The following is a 15622-nucleotide window of genomic DNA, read 5'->3' on the forward strand; positions in this document are numbered from 1 at the left end:
ATCAGTCGCGCTCGGCGGTGACGACCAGTCCGTCGCTGTCTATGCTCGGATCGACATCCACGCGGACGGTGTCGCCGTCGACGATGTCGCCGGCGAGCAGACCGCGGGCCAGCCGATCGCCGATCTGCTGCTGCACCAGGCGGCGCAGCGGCCGGGCGCCAAATGCGGGGTCGAACCCGGCGAGCCCCAGCCACTCGCGGGCCGCCGGGGTCACCTCCAGGCGCAAGCGGCGCGGCTCGAGGCGACGCGCCAGCTCGCGCACCTGGATCTCGACGATGTGCGACAGGTCCTCGGTGCTCAGCGGATCGAACATGATCGTCTCGTCGAGCCGGTTCAGGAACTCCGGCTTGAACGAGGCATTGACCACGTTCATCACGGCCTCCCGCTTGGCGGTCTCGTCGAGCTCGGGATCCACCAGGAACTGGCTGCCCAGGTTCGAGGTCAGGATCAGGATCGTGTTGCGGAAGTCCACGGTCCGGCCCTGTCCGTCGGTCAGGCGGCCGTCGTCGAGCACCTGCAGGAGGATGTCGAAGACCTCGGGGTGGGCCTTCTCGACCTCGTCGAGCAGCACGACCGAATAGGGCCGGCGCCGCACCGACTCGGTGAGCTGACCGCCCTCCTCGTAGCCCACGTATCCCGGAGGGGCCCCGACGAGACGGGCGACGGAGTGCTTCTCCGAGTACTCCGACATGTCGATGCGCACCAGGGCGCGCTCGTCGTCGAACTGGAACTCGGCCAGCGCCTTGGCCAGCTCGGTCTTGCCCACGCCCGTGGGGCCGAGGAACAGGAAGGAGCCGATCGGGCGGTCGGGGTCGGAGACGCCGGCGCGCGAGCGGCGCACGGCGTCGGCGACCGCCTTCACGGCCTTCTTCTGGCCGATCAGGCGCCGACCCAGGATGGACTCCATCTCGAGCAGCTTCTCTGCCTCGCCCTGCAGCATCTTCCCGGCGGGGATGCCCGTCCAGGCGGAGACCACCTCGGCGATGTCATCGGCGGTGACCTCCTCCGAGACCATGAGCTCGCGATCGGCAGCGGCGTCCTCCTGCTCCTGTGCGCGCTCCAGCTCTTTCTGCAGAGCCGGGATCTCGCCGTAGAGCAGGCGCGAGGCCTCCCCCAGATCGCCGCTGCGCTGGGCGCGCTCGGCCTGCGAGCGCAACTCATCGATCTGCGCCTTGAGATCGCCCACGCGGTTCAGCCCGGCCTTCTCCTGCTCCCACCGGGAGTTCAGGACATCCAGCTCGGCCTGCTTGTCCGCCTTGTCCTTGCGCAGTGCGGCCAGCCGCTCGACCGAAGCGGGGTCGGTCTCCCCTTCCAGGGCCAGCTCCTCCATGGTCAGGCGGTCCACCTGGCGGCGCAGCTGGTCGATCTCCTCCGGAGCGGAGTCGATCTCCATGCGCAGCCGGGAGGCAGCCTCATCGATCAGGTCGATGGCCTTGTCCGGAAGCTGGCGCTGCGGGATGTACCGGTTGGACAGGCTCGCAGCCGCCACCAGGGCGCTGTCGGCGATCTGGACCTTGTGATGCGCCTCGTAGCGCTCCTTGAGCCCGCGCAGGATCGCGACCGTGTCCTCCACCGACGGCTCCCCCACGAAGACCTGCTGGAAGCGGCGCTCCAGCGCGGCGTCCTTCTCGATGTTCTCGCGGTACTCGTCCAGCGTGGTGGCACCGATCAGGCGCAGCTCGCCGCGGGCGAGCATGGGCTTGAGCATGTTGCCCGCATCCATAGCGCCCTCGGAGCCGCCGCCGGCGCCCACGATGGTGTGGATCTCATCGATGAAGGTGACGATCTGCCCCTCGGAGGCCTTGATCTCATCCAGGACGGCCTTGAAGCGCTCCTCGAACTCGCCGCGGTACTTGGCGCCGGCGATCATGGCACCGATGTCCAGGGCGATCAGGGTCTTGCCGCGCAGCGACTCGGGGACGTCCCCGGCCACCATGCGCTGAGCCAGACCCTCGACGACCGAGGTCTTGCCCACGCCGGGCTCGCCGATCAGCACGGGGTTGTTCTTGGTGCGCCGCGACAGCACCTGGATGACGCGGCGGATCTCGCCGTCGCGCCCGATCACCGGATCGAGCTTGCCCTCGCGGGCGATCGCGGTCAGGTCGGTGCCGTACTTCTCGAGCGCCTGGAAGGTCTGCTCGGGATCCGGCGAGGTCACGCGACGGTCACCGCGCACCTTGGGGATCGTCTCCCGGATGACCGCGGGCGAGGCGCCGGCCGAGGCCAGCAGCTCGGCCGCAGCGCCCTGGCCCTCGGCGATGCCGTAGAGCAGGTGCTCGGTCGAGACGTACTCGTCCCCGAGCTCGCGGGCGAAGGCCTCGGCCGCCTTGACCGCCTGCAGGGCGGCGCGGTTGAACTGGGCCTGGTTGGCAGTGTCGCCAGAGACCGACGGCAGCGCGCCGAGCTTGGCGGTGACCGCCGCGGCCAGTGCGGCGACGTCCGTGCCTGCGGCCTCCAGGATGGCGACGGCGACGCCGTCGCGCTGCTGGAGCAGCGCGTCCAGCAGGTGCAGGGGCTCGATCTGCGGGTGGCCCCCGGTCGAGGCCGCAGCGGCCGCCGCCGAGACGGCCTCCTGCGAGCGAGTGGTCAGCTGAGTGTCCACAGGTTCCTCCTTGTTCCGGCGCTGCCGCCCGCTGCACTCCTGCGGACCTTGACGCCTCTTGTGTTGTCTTGACTTGAGTCTACTCCACTCAATTTTATTGCGCCATACACCATGGGCACGGGCTTGCGTCACCGGAGTGATGCTCGACACCTCTCCCCGCTATCTTCTCTACCATCGGGGCATGACCTCCACCTACCGGATGTACCAGCAGTTCGCCGCCCGCCCCCTGGGGAAGCGAGCGTTCTCCCTGGCCTACATGCTCAAGGCCCCCTACTTCGCCTCCGTGCGCCCGCAGGTCCTCGAGATGGCCCCGCACCGCGCCGTGGTGCAGATCCGCAAGCGGCGCGCGGTGCAGAACCACATCGGCACCGTCCACGCCCTGGCCGTCGGCAACGGACTCGAGGCGGCCATGGGCCTGCTGGCCGAGGCCACGCTGCCGGAGGGCACGCGCTGGATCCCCAAGGGCATCCGGCTCGACTACGTGGCCAAGGTCCCCGGCGACGTCCGATGCCTGGCCGAGACCGACCCGGCGGACTGGGAGCAGCCCCTCCCCTGCGAGGTGCCCGTGCGCGTGACGGCCCACCTGCGCGACGGCACCGAGGTGGTGCGCGGCGTCATCCCCCTGTGGCTCTCGGAGGCCAGGCGCTGAATGCCCTGCAGGGCCGCCGCCGGACTGGATAGTGTGGCCCCGCTGCCCCGACGCGCTCCGTAGCGGCGCAGTCCCGACCCGAAAGGCTCCGCGATGACCACCTCCGAGACCGCGATCCGCGTCCGCCCGGCAAGCGCCGAGGACCTCGAGACGATCGCCGGAGTGATGGCACTGGCCTTCACCGACGATCCGTGGGCCCGCGCCCATGCGGCGCCGGGCGAGGACCTCACCAAGCGGCTCGAGGCCCACTACCGCCTGCTGCTCGAGCAGGTCTGGCTGCCCCATGCCGCGGTGGACGTCGCGGAGCTGCACGGCGATCAGGGTCCACAGATCCTGGGTGCGGCCGTCTGGGACCGCCCCGAGTCGAAGGCCCACGAGGACCCGGCGGCCCGGGAGGCCGAGCGCCGCGCTGGCGAGATCCTGGGGACGGACCCGCAGAAGCAGCAGCAGGACAGCCGCACCTACGACCGCCTGCACCCCCAGGAGCCGCACTGGCGCCTGTCCTACCTCACGGTGGCTCCGGCCGCGCAGGGCCGTCGCGTGGGCTCGACCCTGCTGGAGCACGGCCTGGCCCGCGCCGAGGGCCTGCCCGTGGGCCTCGAGTCGACCACCCCGGGCAGCCGTAGGCTCTACGAGCGCAGCGGCTTCGAGCTCGTGGAGCTGATCACCGACTCCGCCGGGGTGGAGCAGGCGGTCATGCGCCGCGGCTGATCCGCAGGGCGGTGCGTGCGTAGCCGATCCCGTTGAGCACGTGCAGCACGGCGCCGACCTGCACGCACACCGAGCCCAGGGCGGTGAGCCAGGACCAGTCGAAGGCCGGCCCTGCCAGCACCCCGACCACGCCCAGCATGGTCAGGGCCGTGCGCAGCTTGCCCGCCCAGGTGACCGCCATGCCCTCGCGCAGGCGCAGCCGGACCAGCATGACCAGAAGCGCCACATCGACCGCGGCGATCACCAGGATCGCCCACAGCGGCAGCATGCCCTCGACCGTCAGCGCGATGATCACCAGGCCCAGGCCGATCCGGTCGGCGATCGGATCCAGCTTGGCGCCGAACTCGCTGAACTGGTCCAGCAGTCGCGCCAGGAAGCCGTCGACCCAGTCGGTCAGCGAGAAGATCGCCACCAGCACCAGCGGCATCCAGGGCCGCTCCTGGATCTGCAGGATCGCGATGACCGCCGGGATGATCAGCAGGAAGCGCAGCGCGGTGAAGGCATTGGGGACCGTGACCACGCCGCTGTCCGCGTGCGACGACGACTGCGCGGCACGCCCCTGTCCCGCGGGCTCATCGCCTCGCAGGGACGGCGGCAGGAGTCCGTCGCGCAGAGCGGTCAGGGCCTTGTTCATGGTGCGGATCCGTTGTTCGGCGGGAGGGGTGCAGGCGCGGTCACCGGAAGGAGTCGAGCCACTGCTCGCGCAGGCGGTCCTCGTCCTCGGGCTCAGGGATGAGGGGCACGCCGCGGCTCAGCAGGCGGGTGCGGCGGACGTCGAGGGCCGCGGCCAGCAGGCTCGCGGCGGCCGCCGCGAACATCAGCACGCCCACGGTGTTGGCGAAGCCCGAGCTCAGCCCGGCGGTGGCACCGGGGAAGACCACCAGGAAGATCGAGGCGGGCTCGTCGTGGACCAGGTCCGGCAGCAGCGCCCCCAGCGCCACGGCCAGGGCCCAGGCGACGACCATGAGCCAGCAGGTCAGGGGCCGGGCACGGCGCTGGAGGTAGCGGCGGGCATCGGCGAGCACCATGCCCGCGGCGATCCACAGCAGGAGCGCCAGCGGGGCGCCCAGGGCCCCGAGCCAGATCGGCCAGCGCTGCCCGGGCCCGCCGACGGGTGCGGAGGACAGCGCGAGCCAGGCGGCCAGCAGCAGGGGCATCACCGGAGCCAGCAGGGGCACCGTCCGGGCGACGGCTCCGCGGCGTCGGGGGTCATCCAGCGGGGCGCTCATGGCTCCATCCTAGAAGCGCTCTCCGACGCTCCCGCCCAGCGCTCACGGGGCCGGGCACCGCACCGGCGGCAGTGGAGCTGCCGGCGGCGTGATAATTTCCGGAAGGGTCGGCGTCGACGAGGCCCCGTGCTGCAGGAGGTGCGCCATGGCTGATCGCCCCACGATCCCCCGCCCCCACGACCATGCCTGCGCGCAGACCCGCAGCGCCCATGCCGTCCCCGACGGCGCCGCCGCAGAGGCCTCCGGCCACAGTCACGGCCATGCGCACGGAGGCGGGCACTGCCACGACCATGCAGCGGGTGCGGGCCGTCGCCGCCTGGCCATCGCCTTCGCCATCACGTCGAGCATCCTGATCGCCGAGGTCATCGGGGCGGTGATCACCGGCTCCCTGGCCCTGCTCGTGGATGCCGCCCACATGCTCGTCGACGCCGGCGGTCTGCTGCTGGCCCTGCTCGCCGCCTCGCTGGCGGCCAGGCCGAGCTCCTCGCACCGGACGTGGGGCTGGCTGCGCGCCGAGATCCTGGCCGCGGGCATGCAGGCCGCCGTCCTGCTCGTGGTCGGCCTCTACGCGATCGTCGAGGGCGTCCGGCGGCTGCTGGATCCCCCGCCGGCCGCGGACACGGACGTGGTGCTGCTCGCCGTGATCGGCGCCGTGGGCCTGGCTGCCAATATCGCCTCGCTGCTGGTTCTGGCGGGCGGGCGCGGGGATTCGATGAACATGCGCGCCGCCTTCCTGGAGGTGCTCAACGACGCCCTGGGCTCCGTCGCCGTGATCGCGGCGGCCGCCGTCATCCACTTCACCGGCTGGACCGGCGCCGATGCCCTGGCCGGCCTGCTGATCTCGCTGCTGATCCTGCCCCGGGCGCTCATGCTGCTGCGCGAGTCCGGCTCCGTGCTGCTCGAATCCGCCCCCCGCGGTCTGGATGTGACCGAGGTCCGCGAGCACCTGGAGACCGTCCCGCACGTGGCGGCGATCCACGATCTGCACGCCTCCGTGGTGGCCACCGGGGTGCCCGTGCTCACCGCGCACGTGGTGGTGGACGACGACTGCTTCCACGACGGCTCCCTGCCCGCCGTCCTGGACGCGCTGCAGCTGTGCACGGTGGAGCACTTCCCCGTGGCCGTGGAGCACACCACCTTCCAGCTCGAGCCCGCATCGCACCGCCGCCACGAGGCTCTGGGCCCCGCCCACGACTGAGGCTGCGCCGCCCCTCGGCGTCACCTGTTCCCCTCTGCAAACCGGAGGGCTGCCCTGGATGGCGTGCCCCCGACGCCGAAGGAGGCAGATCATGGCACGCCGTCTCTTCTCCGAGCTCTCGCCGACGACCTATCAGATCGCCCTCGCCCGCCGCCGGATGCAGCGCAGGATCGCCGACGGTCTCCGGCGCAGCAGCTTCGCGCGGCAGGCGTCGCAGGAGTCGCTGCCGGTCAAGGTCTACACCCAAAACTCGCTGATCCGCCGCCGTCTGGGCAATGCGCAGCCCGAGCTGCAGGAGGGGAAGGCCGTCTCGCTCGGTCTGGCCGCCCCGCACGTGGACGGGATCCTGATCCGCCCCGGAGAGACGTTCTCCTTCTGGCGGCTGGTGGGCGAGCCCAGCGCCCGGCGCGGCTTCCAGCCCGGCGTGGTCATCTTCGACGACCGCGCGGAGACCGGGGTGGGAGGCGGGCTGTGCCAGTTCACCAACCTCCTGCACTGGATGGCGCTGCATTCGCCGCTGAGCATCGTGGAGCACCACCACCACTCCGGCCTGGATCTCTTCCCCGACTTCAAGCGACAGATCCCGTTCGGCACCGGCACCTCCATCGTGTGGAACTTCCTGGACTACCGCCTGCGCAACGACACCGGCATCACCTTCCAGTTCCGGGTCCGCACGGATGACGAGCACCTGCGCGGCGAGCTGCGCGCCGATGCTCCCCTGGACCAGAAGTTCCATGTCCGCGAGGAGGACGGGTGGTTCTACGAGGCGCTGGACCCGCAGACCGGGAAGCTGCAGGTGCGCCGGCACAACATCGTCAGCCGGAGCACCAGGGACAAGCGCACCGGCAACATCGTGGCGAGCGAGACCCTGCTCGAGAACGACGCCCTGGTGGTCTACGACCGCGACCGGATCACCGAGCCCATCCGCCCGCTGTCGGAATCCGAGTCCGCCCAGCGCCGATAGGCTGGTGCGCATGTCCCCTCGCACCTTCCCCCAGGCCGTCCTGTTCGACCACGACGGCACCCTGATGGACACCGAGCCCCTCTGGGACCTGGCCAAGCGGCGGCTGGCCGCTGAGCACGGCGGCACGTGGACCGCCCAGGACACCGACGACGTCATGGGCCGGTCGATCGGGCTGACGCTGCAGCGGCTGCGCGAGCGCGGCGTGGAGCTCGAGGACCGTGCCATGGGCGAGCGCCTGGTGCTGCTGTCCCGCGAGCTGCTGCGCGAGCAGGACCCAGAGCTCATCCCGGGTGTCGAGGCGCTGCTCGAGGAGGTGGCCGCTGCCGGCATCCCGGCCGGGATCGTCACGAACGCCACCACCGAGATCGCCGAGCACACGGCCGCCAAGGGCCCCGAGAACATGTTCGACGTCATCATCGGCGACCGCGAGCTCGCCCAGGGCATCGCCGCCAAGCCGTCCCCGGAGGGCTACCTGGAGGCCGCTCGCCGCCTGCGGGTGGACCCGGCGCAGTGCATCGCGATCGAGGACTCCCCCTCCGGCGTGGAGGCCGCCCAGGCCGCGGGCATGACCGTGGTCGTCGTCCCCGGCGCCCTGCCCGTGGACCCGCAGCGGGGAACCGTCCATCTGACCGATCACCGCCAGCTCTCCCTGGCCCTGCTCGAGTGGCTGGATCCCCAGCACCGCTCGTGGCCCAAGGCCGTCCTGCTCGATCACGACGGCACCCTGGTGGACACGGAGCCCGAGTGGGCCATCGCCAAGCGCACCGTGGCCCGCTCGTTCGGCCAGGAGTGGACCGAGGAGGACGACATGGCCACCCTGGGCCGCACCGTCCAGGAGTCGGCGCAGCTGATGCTCGATCGCGGAGCGCAGGGAGAGCTGCAGGAGGTCACCGACCGCATCGGCGCCGAGGTGGCGGCGGCGACCGCCGAGCACGTCCCCTTCCTGCCCGCACGCCCGCAGCTGCTCGACGAGCTCGCCGAGGCCGCGATCCCCGCCGCGATCGTGACCAATGCGCTGGCCGCGGTCATCGCGGGCACCGCGGCGGCAGCCCCGCATGCGATCCGCGCGACGGTCTCGCGCGAGGACGTGGAGCACGCCAAGCCGCACCCGGAGCCCTATCTGACGGCCGCCGAGCGACTCATGACGGCCGCCGAGGACTGCATCGCCGTGGAGGACTCGATCGCCGGCGCCCAGTCGGCCACTGCCGCCGGCATGCCGGTGGTGATCGTCCCCGGCGAGCGCGAGGTCCCCACCGAGCCCGGCTTCGTGCCCGTGGCCCGGCACGAGGACGTGACCCTCGAGCTGCTGCGCTCGATCGGCCCGCTGGTCCCCGAGCTGCCCCGCAAGGACCTGACTGGCGAGCAGCAGGAGGATCCGAGCGATCCCTCCGCGCTTGCGGCCGCCGCCGAGCAGTCCCGCGCTGAGCTCGCAGGGGCGCCCCGACGCCCCGCCAGTCAGGTGCTGCGCCTGAACCGCGGCTGATCCCCCGAGCCTGCGGGCACGGCAGAAGCCCGGGACCTCCTCACGGAGATCCCGGGCTTCTGGCCTATCCGGGTCCGGTCGTCCTGGGAGGACGGGGCGCGGAGGCGGAAGGTGGGACCGGGCAGGCTCGGCCGCATCGGCCGAGCCTGCCCGGCGCCTCACGGCGAGGGCCTCAGCCGCGCGGCGAGCCGCCGGCGCGGCGGTCACGACGACGAGCCGCTGCCTGCGTGGCGCGATCGGCCACCGCGTCCGCGGTGCCGTGCAGCGCCACAGCGGTTGCCGGGGCGTCCGTGCGCGCAGCCGTGCTGCGAGCGCCGCCGCTGCGTCCGCGGCCCGAGCCGGCGGTACGACCGCCGCCGGAGCGGCCGCCGCCCTGGACCGGACGGCCTCCGCGGCCTCCGTCGCGCCGGCCCTGGGCCTGGCCCTGCTCGGCGCCGCGTCCACCGCGACCGCCCGAGCGGGACTGGCCGCGCTCACCGGCGCGGCCCTCGGAGCGCCCGCCCCGCTGGCCGCCCTGGGCCTCGGGCTGTGCGCCGCGGCCGCCGCGCGAGCGGCCGCCCTCGGCGCGGGACTCGCCGCGGGCGTCGTCCCCGCCGCGTCCGCCGCGGCCCGAGCCCTGACGACCGCCCTGGCGCTGGGCGGGACGTCCCTCGCCGCCGCGGCCGCCGGAGCGCCGTGCACCCCGGCCGCCGGAGGGCTGCTGCTGGGCCGGGGCCACGTACTCCACGCGCTCTGCGCGCTCGCCCACGAGATCGGCGACGACCGGCGAGCCGATCGAGACCTCGGAGAACTCGGCGGTCACGCCGGCCTGCTTCATGAGCTTCTCGACGTCGCGGCGCTCCTCGCGCGTGGCGATCGTGATGACCTGGCCCTGGGCGCCGGCGCGGGCCGTGCGACCGGAGCGGTGCAGGTAGGACTTGTGCTCGGCCGGCGGATCGATGTGCACGACCAGCTCGACGTCATCCACGTGCACGCCGCGGGCGGCCACGTCGGTGGCCACGAGCACGCGGACATCGCCCTGGGAGAAGCTCGCCAGGTTCCGGTCGCGCGCGTTCTGCGAGAGGTTGCCCTGCAGGTCCACCGCCGGGATGCCCTGCTGCGAGAGCTTCTTGGCCAGCTTCTTGGCGCGGTGCTTGGTGCGCGTGAACATCACGCGCCGACCCGTGCCGGAGGCCAGGGTCTCGATCAGCGCCTGCTTCTCATCGGCATCGACCACGAGCACGTGGTGCTCCATGGTCGAGACCGCGGCCTTGGGCGCATCCACCGAGTGGGTGACGGGGTCGTGCAGGAACTTCTTGACCAGCACGTCCACGCCGCCGTCGAGCGTGGCCGAGAACAGCAGGCGCTGGCCGTCGTCCGGGGTCTGCTTGAGGATGCGGGTGACCACGGGCAGGAAGCCCATGTCGGCCATGTGATCGGCCTCGTCGATCACGGTCACGCGGATGTCGTCGAGGGTCAGGACCCCCTGCTTGAGCAGGTCCTCGAGGCGGCCCGGGCAGGCCACGACGATGTCGGCGCCGCGGGAGAGCGCGCGCTCCTGGTGGACCTGCGAGACGCCGCCGAAGATCACGGTGGTCGACAGCCCGGCCTCCTCGGCCAGTGGAGCGATCGCCCGATCGATCTGGGTGGCGAGCTCGCGAGTGGGGGCCAGCACCAGGCCGGTGGGCCGGTTGGCCCTGCGCGGCGCGCGGCTGGTTCCCTGGGCCAGGCCTGCCAGGCGGGTCACCAGGGGAAGGGCGAAGGCGATGGTCTTGCCGGAGCCGGTGCGGCCTCGGCCGAGCACATCGCGCCCGGACAGCGAGTCCGGGAGGGTCTTGGTCTGGATGGGGAAGGGCTGGTCGATCCCGTGCTGGGAGAGGACACGAGCCAGTGCCTCGGGCACGCCGAGGTCGATGAAGGACGTCAAGGGAAGAGCACTTTCGATCGGATGTCCCGGCGCCGGTATCGGCCGGCCGGGGTGCGCCGATCTCACGATCCGCGTGGAGGCGACGTACCGGACTCGCGCAGTGACGTCCGGGGCTTCCGAGCTCCCGGTCCGCTGCAGGCGTAGACCCGAGGTCTGCCCTCGAGGGTCCGTCTGCGTCCTGCGCCGTCCGCGTGCCCGCGGGGTGTTCGACGCGCTGCCTGCCCATCTCGCTTCAGATCTCACGTCCCGGGCCGATGAACGGCCGTCGGGTCCGGTGCGCGGCGGGCAGTGCCATGTGCAACTCATCGACCCTACATGAACAGGCCCCTGACCGCCGTGAGGCGCAGCACGAGTCCGGCCCTCGCTCAGCGGGGCCGGCGTCCCGACGCGCACCAGCCCACCCCGGGAGGCCCTGCTAACATCGTGACGGATCACCCATCGGCTCCTCGCGGCACGCGGGAGCCGAGACCCCCGACCTGAAGGAGCACGAATGCGCCTCTCCAATGCCATCCTCCGCGGCGTCTCCGGCGCCTACCTCATCCAGTCCGGGCTGGGGAAGAAGGACCTCCCCGAGGAGGCCTACGGCCACCTCAAGGGCATGGCCGCCAGCGGCATCCCGCAGTTCGGCGAGTGGGACGACAAGACCTTCGGGCAGTTCCTGTGGCTGTCCGAGGTCGGCATCGGCGCAGCGCTGGTCACCCCGTTCGTGAACAAGCGCCTGGCCGGCGCCGCTCTGCTCGCGTTCTCCGCCGGCATGCTGAGCATGTACTTCCGCAACGACGAGCTCACCCAGGCGGACGGCATCCGCCCCTCCCAGGAGGGCACGCCGCTGTCCAAGGACGTCTGGCTCGCCGCGATCGGCGCCAGCCTGATCGCTCAGGGCAAGAAGTGAGCTGAGCGCTCCGCTTCCGCCCGGGCGCAGCCGCTGACAGCTGCCGCCCCGAGAGCAGGCGAACGCCCCCACCGTGACGGTGGGGGCGTTCGCATGTCCGGGCAGCAGGCTCTCGATGGATTCAGTCGGTCTCGACGTCGATCCGATAGCCGAGCTCGTGGACCTCGCCGGGTGCGACCCGCACCGCGTGCTCGAGCGCATTGGCGCCCTCGAGACACAGCATGGCCGGCCACTCCTCGTCGCCGAAGTCGGACATGGCCGCGGCCTTCTCGCTCCACGGATTCCACACGACGGTGTCCGCAGCCCCGCGCATGGTGATGCGCAGGCGCCGGCCCAGCACAGGATCCTCGACCGTCACGGGCCCGCCCGAGAGGTACACGCGGTCCGTCTCCCCCGTCAGCCGCAGCGACCGGCCGGCGGCGGGCACGAGCGCGTTGTCCTGCGTCTTGTCGATGAACTCGGCGTCCTCGAGGCCGCGCACCTCGACCTCCCGGACGTCGCCGACGGCCAGGTAGGTGTGCAGCGCCTCCTCGATCTCGAAGGCCTCCTCCCCGGTGTTCTCCACGCTGAGCACGACCTCCAGCGACGCCCCGGCACGCACGGAGAGCCGAGCGCGGAACGCGTGCGGGAAGGACTCCCGGTGCTCCTGCGACAGGGCGGCGTCGGTGAGCTCGAAGACCGCCGCATCCTGCTCGGTGCTCACCCGCGCCCAGTCCACGATGCGCGCGAATCCGTGCGCCGGCTTCCGGTCCCCGCTGCGGCCGGGACCGAACCACGGGAAGCACACGGGGATCCCGCCGCGGATGGACGTGCCCACCTGGAATCCGGAGCGCCGGGACACGAACAGGACCGGGTCGTGGCCGAACGGGGTCCAGGAGGCGACGTGGGCGCCCTGGTCGTAGACGGTGGCGATCCCGGCGTCGCCGCTCAGGGCCAGAGGGTGGTTGAGTTCGCTCATGCCCCCACCCTAGGCACGCTCGGCTGCCGCGGGGGAAGCTGTCGTCGTCGTTTGCCGTGGAAAAGCGACGAGGGGCCTGCCGGTCCGCCGGCAGGCCCCTCCCGCGTGCGCTCAGCGCCCGGTCGACTCGTACGTGTCGATGCCGCCGGGGTGGCCCGCCATGAAGGCGTCGATCTGCGCCTTGCCGGCCCGCAGCTGCGGATCGTTGTCGAGGTAGTACTTGGTCTCCCGGTAGATCAGCCCGGAGAGCACGAGCAGGCCGATCAGGTTGGGGATCGCCATGAGGCCGTTCATGACGTCGGCGAAGTTCCACACGACCGCCAGGGGGACGGTGCAGCCGATGTAGACGACGATCGAGAACACGACGCGGTAGGGCATGACGGCCCTCCGACCGAACAGCCGCTCCATGCAGCGCTCGCCGTAGTAGGCCCAGCCCAGGATCGTGGAGTAGGCGAACAGGACGAGTCCGATGGTCACCACGTAGTGGCCCCAGTTGCCGGGCAGGCCGTGCGAGAAGGCGTCGCCCGTCATGGTCGCGGCGAAGTCCGAGCCCTGCTCCCACACGCCGGTCGTGATGATCACCAGGCCGGTGAACGTCACCACGATGATCGTGTCGATGAAGGTCTGGGTCATGGACACCAGGCCCTGGCGCACCGGGTGGGTGGTCTGGGCGGCGGCGGCGGCGATGGCGGCCGAGCCCATGCCGGACTCGTTGGAGAACGCGCCGCGGGCCACGCCCATCTGCACGGCCAGGATCAGCGCAGAGCCGGCGAAGCCGCCCACGGCGGCCGTCCCGGAGAAGGCGTCGGTGAAGATCAGGGCGATCGCCGCGGGGACGTCGACGATGTTGACGATCAGGATCCAGATCGCGCCCACGACGTAGAACACGATCATGATCGGCACGAAGCCCGAGGAGACCTTGGCGATCGACTTGATGCCGCCCACCAGCACGGCGAGCGTCAGGATGGCCAGCACCGCTCCGGTGATCCACAGGGGGATGCCGAACGAGCCCTCGACATTCGAGGAGATGGAGTTGCCCTGCGTCATGTTGCCGATGCCGAACGACGCCAGCGCTGCGGCCACCGCGAAGAACAGGGCCAGGAACTTGCCGATGCCGCCCGGGATGCCGCGCTGCAGGTAGTACTGCGGCCCGCCCGAGATCTCCCCCTTGGCATCGGTCGTGCGGAAGCGCACGCCCAGGAAGGCCTCGGAGTACTTGGAGGCCATGCCGAACACGCCCGTGACCCACATCCAGAACAGGGCGCCGGGGCCGCCGATCGAGATCGCGGTGGCCACGCCCACGATGTTGCCGGTGCCCACCGTGGCCGCCAGGGCCGTGGTGAGCGCCTGGAACTGGGAGACGTCGCCGCCCACGGCGTCGTCGTCCGCCCGGTCGAGCAGGGCCAGGCGCAGCGACGGGCCCAGCTTGCGCAGCTGCAGGCCCGAGAGGCGGATGGTCAGGTACATGCCCGTGAGCAGCATCAGCGGGATGAGGCAGAAGGGCCCCCAGATGATCGAGCCGAAGCTGCCGAAGCACTGGGCGGCATCGATCGAGCCGGGGGTGAAGCAGTACGAGCCGATGCCCGCGAGCTGGTCGAGCAGGTCCTGGATCACGGGGGTCCTCTCGTCAGGGAGTCTGGAGCCGGAGAGACGCGCGACACGTCCCATCCGAAAGCATCTAAGCACACAGGTGATTGCCAGCCGGTGCTCGGCCTGCTCACGGGAGAAGTGTGTCGGCAGGCCTGCCCGTCGCTGGTCCGCTCAGTCGGCGTCGGCGCGCCGGGACAGCCGCAGGGCGGTCACGGCGCAGATCAGCGCCAGTCCGGAGAAGATCAGCATCCACACCGCCATGGGCACCGCGGTGCTGTCGCCGCCGAGTCCGGACAGCGGGCTGGCGATCCCTCCGAGCAGGAACTGCAGCAGCCCGAGAACCGCCGAGCCGGCCCCGGCCCGGTGCCGCGCCTCGGCCTGGCCCAGCGCGATCGCATTGCCCATCACGCATCCGAAGCACGCCTGGGCGGCCACCACGTGGGCGATCAGCGTCCACATCGGCGCACCGGCCAGCAGAGCCGCCAGACCCACCAGGTTGATGCAGCTGAGCGCGATCAGCGCCGTGCGCAGGATGGCGCCCGGGGAGAAGCGGTTCAGGAGGCGGACGTTGACCAGGCCCCCGAGCAGCCCGCACAGCGCGCCGAGGGCGAAGACGACCGAGTAGCCGAGCTCCGAGAGCCCCACGATGTTCTGGAGCACGAACGAGGAGGCGGAGATGTAGGAGAACAGGCAGCCGAAGGCGAAGGCCAGGGCCAGCGCCCAGCCCATGAACACGGGCTGGCCCAGCATGCGCCACGGCCCCTCGAAGATCCCCACCAGGCCGGCACGGCTGCGCTCGGCCGGAGGCAGCGTCTCCTTGAGGACCACGAGCGTCCCGGTGAGCATGAGCAGGCCGAAGCCCGTGAGCAGCCAGAAGACCGTCTGCCACACCGCCTGTGAGGCGATCACTCCGCCGATCAGCGGCGCGACGATGGGCGCCATGGAGGTGATCGTGCCGAGCAGCGTGTAGACCTTGGCGGCCTCGATGCCGGAGACCGTGTCCGAGACCATCGCACGCCCGACCACCACGCCCGCGGCACCGGCGATCCCCTGGACGGCGCGCAGCACGAGCATCATCTCGATGCTCGTGGACAGGGCGATGCCCGCCGAGCTCAGCGTGAACACCGAGGTGCCGGCCACGATCAGGCCGTAGCGCCCCAGGCGATCGGAGACGGGCCCCAGCACGAGCTGCCCCAGGGCCATGCCGATCATGTACGTGCTCAGCGAGAGCTGGACCGCCGTGATCGGGGTCCGGAAGTACTCGGCCGCCGCCGGGATCGAGGCCAGGTAGATGTCCGTGGCCATGGGGCTCACCGCCGCCATGATGCCCAGGGCCACGATGAACATGGCCCGATCTGCTCCGGAGGACAGCTTCAGCCTGGTCAGCGACGACACGGTGCTCCTGCGGGACATGCCCGGTCAGGGCGGGGAGGGGTGGGC

The 15622-nt window shown here is 71.6% G+C and carries 13 protein-coding genes; 6 read left to right on the forward strand and 7 right to left on the reverse strand.

The genetic code is table 11. The features are described from left to right. Position 1 precedes the first annotated feature (1 nt). Positions 2 to 2602 carry an ATP-dependent chaperone ClpB gene (clpB, locus tag JOE55_RS05255; protein WP_204782223.1) on the reverse strand — a complete coding sequence of 867 codons (2601 nt, stop codon included), beginning with the start codon at positions 2600 to 2602 and terminating at the stop codon, positions 2 to 4. Positions 2603 to 2783: 181 nt separating this feature from the next. On the opposite strand from clpB, the gene JOE55_RS05260 reads away from it, so the two are divergent. Continuing rightward, the gene (locus JOE55_RS05260; RefSeq protein ID WP_024289820.1) at positions 2784 to 3251 is read left to right on the forward strand and encodes a hotdog fold domain-containing protein; all 468 of its coding nucleotides are present in this window, start codon (positions 2784 to 2786) and stop codon (positions 3249 to 3251) included. Positions 3252 to 3344: 93 nt separating this feature from the next. Continuing rightward, on the forward strand, positions 3345 to 3962 hold the full coding sequence (locus tag JOE55_RS05265; protein WP_024289819.1) for a GNAT family N-acetyltransferase: 618 nt from the start codon (positions 3345 to 3347) through the stop codon (positions 3960 to 3962). On the opposite strand, the gene JOE55_RS05270 is transcribed toward JOE55_RS05265, so the two are convergent. Then, positions 3946 to 4596, reverse strand: coding sequence for a CDP-alcohol phosphatidyltransferase family protein (locus JOE55_RS05270; RefSeq protein WP_006213822.1), 651 nt, complete (start codon positions 4594 to 4596; stop codon positions 3946 to 3948). The two genes, JOE55_RS05265 and JOE55_RS05270, sit on opposite strands and share 17 nt — an antisense overlap. Before the next feature lie 40 nt (positions 4597 to 4636). Continuing rightward, complete coding sequence (locus tag JOE55_RS05275) at positions 4637 to 5191, reverse strand: hypothetical protein (protein ID WP_024289818.1); 555 nt, start codon at positions 5189 to 5191, stop codon at positions 4637 to 4639. A gap of 145 nt (positions 5192 to 5336) precedes the next feature. On the opposite strand from JOE55_RS05275, the gene JOE55_RS05280 reads away from it, so the two are divergent. The 3 genes from JOE55_RS05280 to JOE55_RS13060 all read left to right on the forward strand — a co-directional run bounded on the left by JOE55_RS05280 (position 5337) and on the right by JOE55_RS13060 (position 8836). After that, positions 5337 to 6389: a cation diffusion facilitator family transporter gene (locus JOE55_RS05280; protein WP_024289817.1), complete on the forward strand. Its 1053-nt coding sequence runs from the start codon at positions 5337 to 5339 to the stop codon at positions 6387 to 6389. 91 nt (positions 6390 to 6480) lie between these two features. After that, a complete protein-coding gene (locus JOE55_RS05285) occupies positions 6481 to 7353 on the forward strand; it encodes a VanW family protein (RefSeq protein ID WP_204782224.1) in 873 nt (290 codons plus the stop codon). A gap of 10 nt (positions 7354 to 7363) precedes the next feature. After that, positions 7364 to 8836: an HAD family hydrolase gene (locus tag JOE55_RS13060; RefSeq protein WP_239546438.1), complete on the forward strand. Its 1473-nt coding sequence runs from the start codon at positions 7364 to 7366 to the stop codon at positions 8834 to 8836. A gap of 172 nt (positions 8837 to 9008) precedes the next feature. Here JOE55_RS13060 and JOE55_RS05295 read toward each other — a convergent pair whose 3' ends face one another. Further along, positions 9009 to 10742, reverse strand: a complete 1734-nt coding sequence (locus JOE55_RS05295) for a DEAD/DEAH box helicase (protein WP_024289815.1) — start codon at positions 10740 to 10742, stop codon at positions 9009 to 9011. A gap of 490 nt (positions 10743 to 11232) precedes the next feature. Here JOE55_RS05295 and JOE55_RS05300 point away from each other — a divergent pair, with 490 nt between their 5' ends. Next, the gene (locus JOE55_RS05300) at positions 11233 to 11634 is read left to right on the forward strand and encodes a hypothetical protein (RefSeq protein WP_024289814.1); all 402 of its coding nucleotides are present in this window, start codon (positions 11233 to 11235) and stop codon (positions 11632 to 11634) included. A gap of 121 nt (positions 11635 to 11755) precedes the next feature. On the opposite strand, the gene JOE55_RS05305 is transcribed toward JOE55_RS05300, so the two are convergent. The 3 genes from JOE55_RS05305 to JOE55_RS05315 all read right to left on the reverse strand — a co-directional run bounded on the left by JOE55_RS05305 (position 11756) and on the right by JOE55_RS05315 (position 15577). Continuing rightward, positions 11756 to 12592 (reverse strand): D-hexose-6-phosphate mutarotase, encoded by an 837-nt coding sequence (locus tag JOE55_RS05305; RefSeq protein WP_204782225.1) that lies wholly within the window; start codon positions 12590 to 12592, stop codon positions 11756 to 11758. Positions 12593 to 12703: 111 nt separating this feature from the next. Beyond that, positions 12704 to 14143 (reverse strand): alanine/glycine:cation symporter family protein, encoded by a 1440-nt coding sequence (locus JOE55_RS05310; protein WP_040560477.1) that lies wholly within the window; start codon positions 14141 to 14143, stop codon positions 12704 to 12706. A 210-nt stretch (positions 14144 to 14353) separates the two neighbouring features. After that, entirely contained in the window at positions 14354 to 15577 is a 1224-nt protein-coding gene (locus JOE55_RS05315) for a Bcr/CflA family efflux MFS transporter (protein ID WP_204782226.1), read from the reverse strand. Positions 15578 to 15622: the final 45 nt, after the last annotated feature.

Origin of the sequence: Kocuria palustris (genome assembly GCF_016907795.1) — a bacterium.
GTDB classification, from domain to species: domain Bacteria; phylum Actinomycetota; class Actinomycetes; order Actinomycetales; family Micrococcaceae; genus Kocuria; species Kocuria palustris.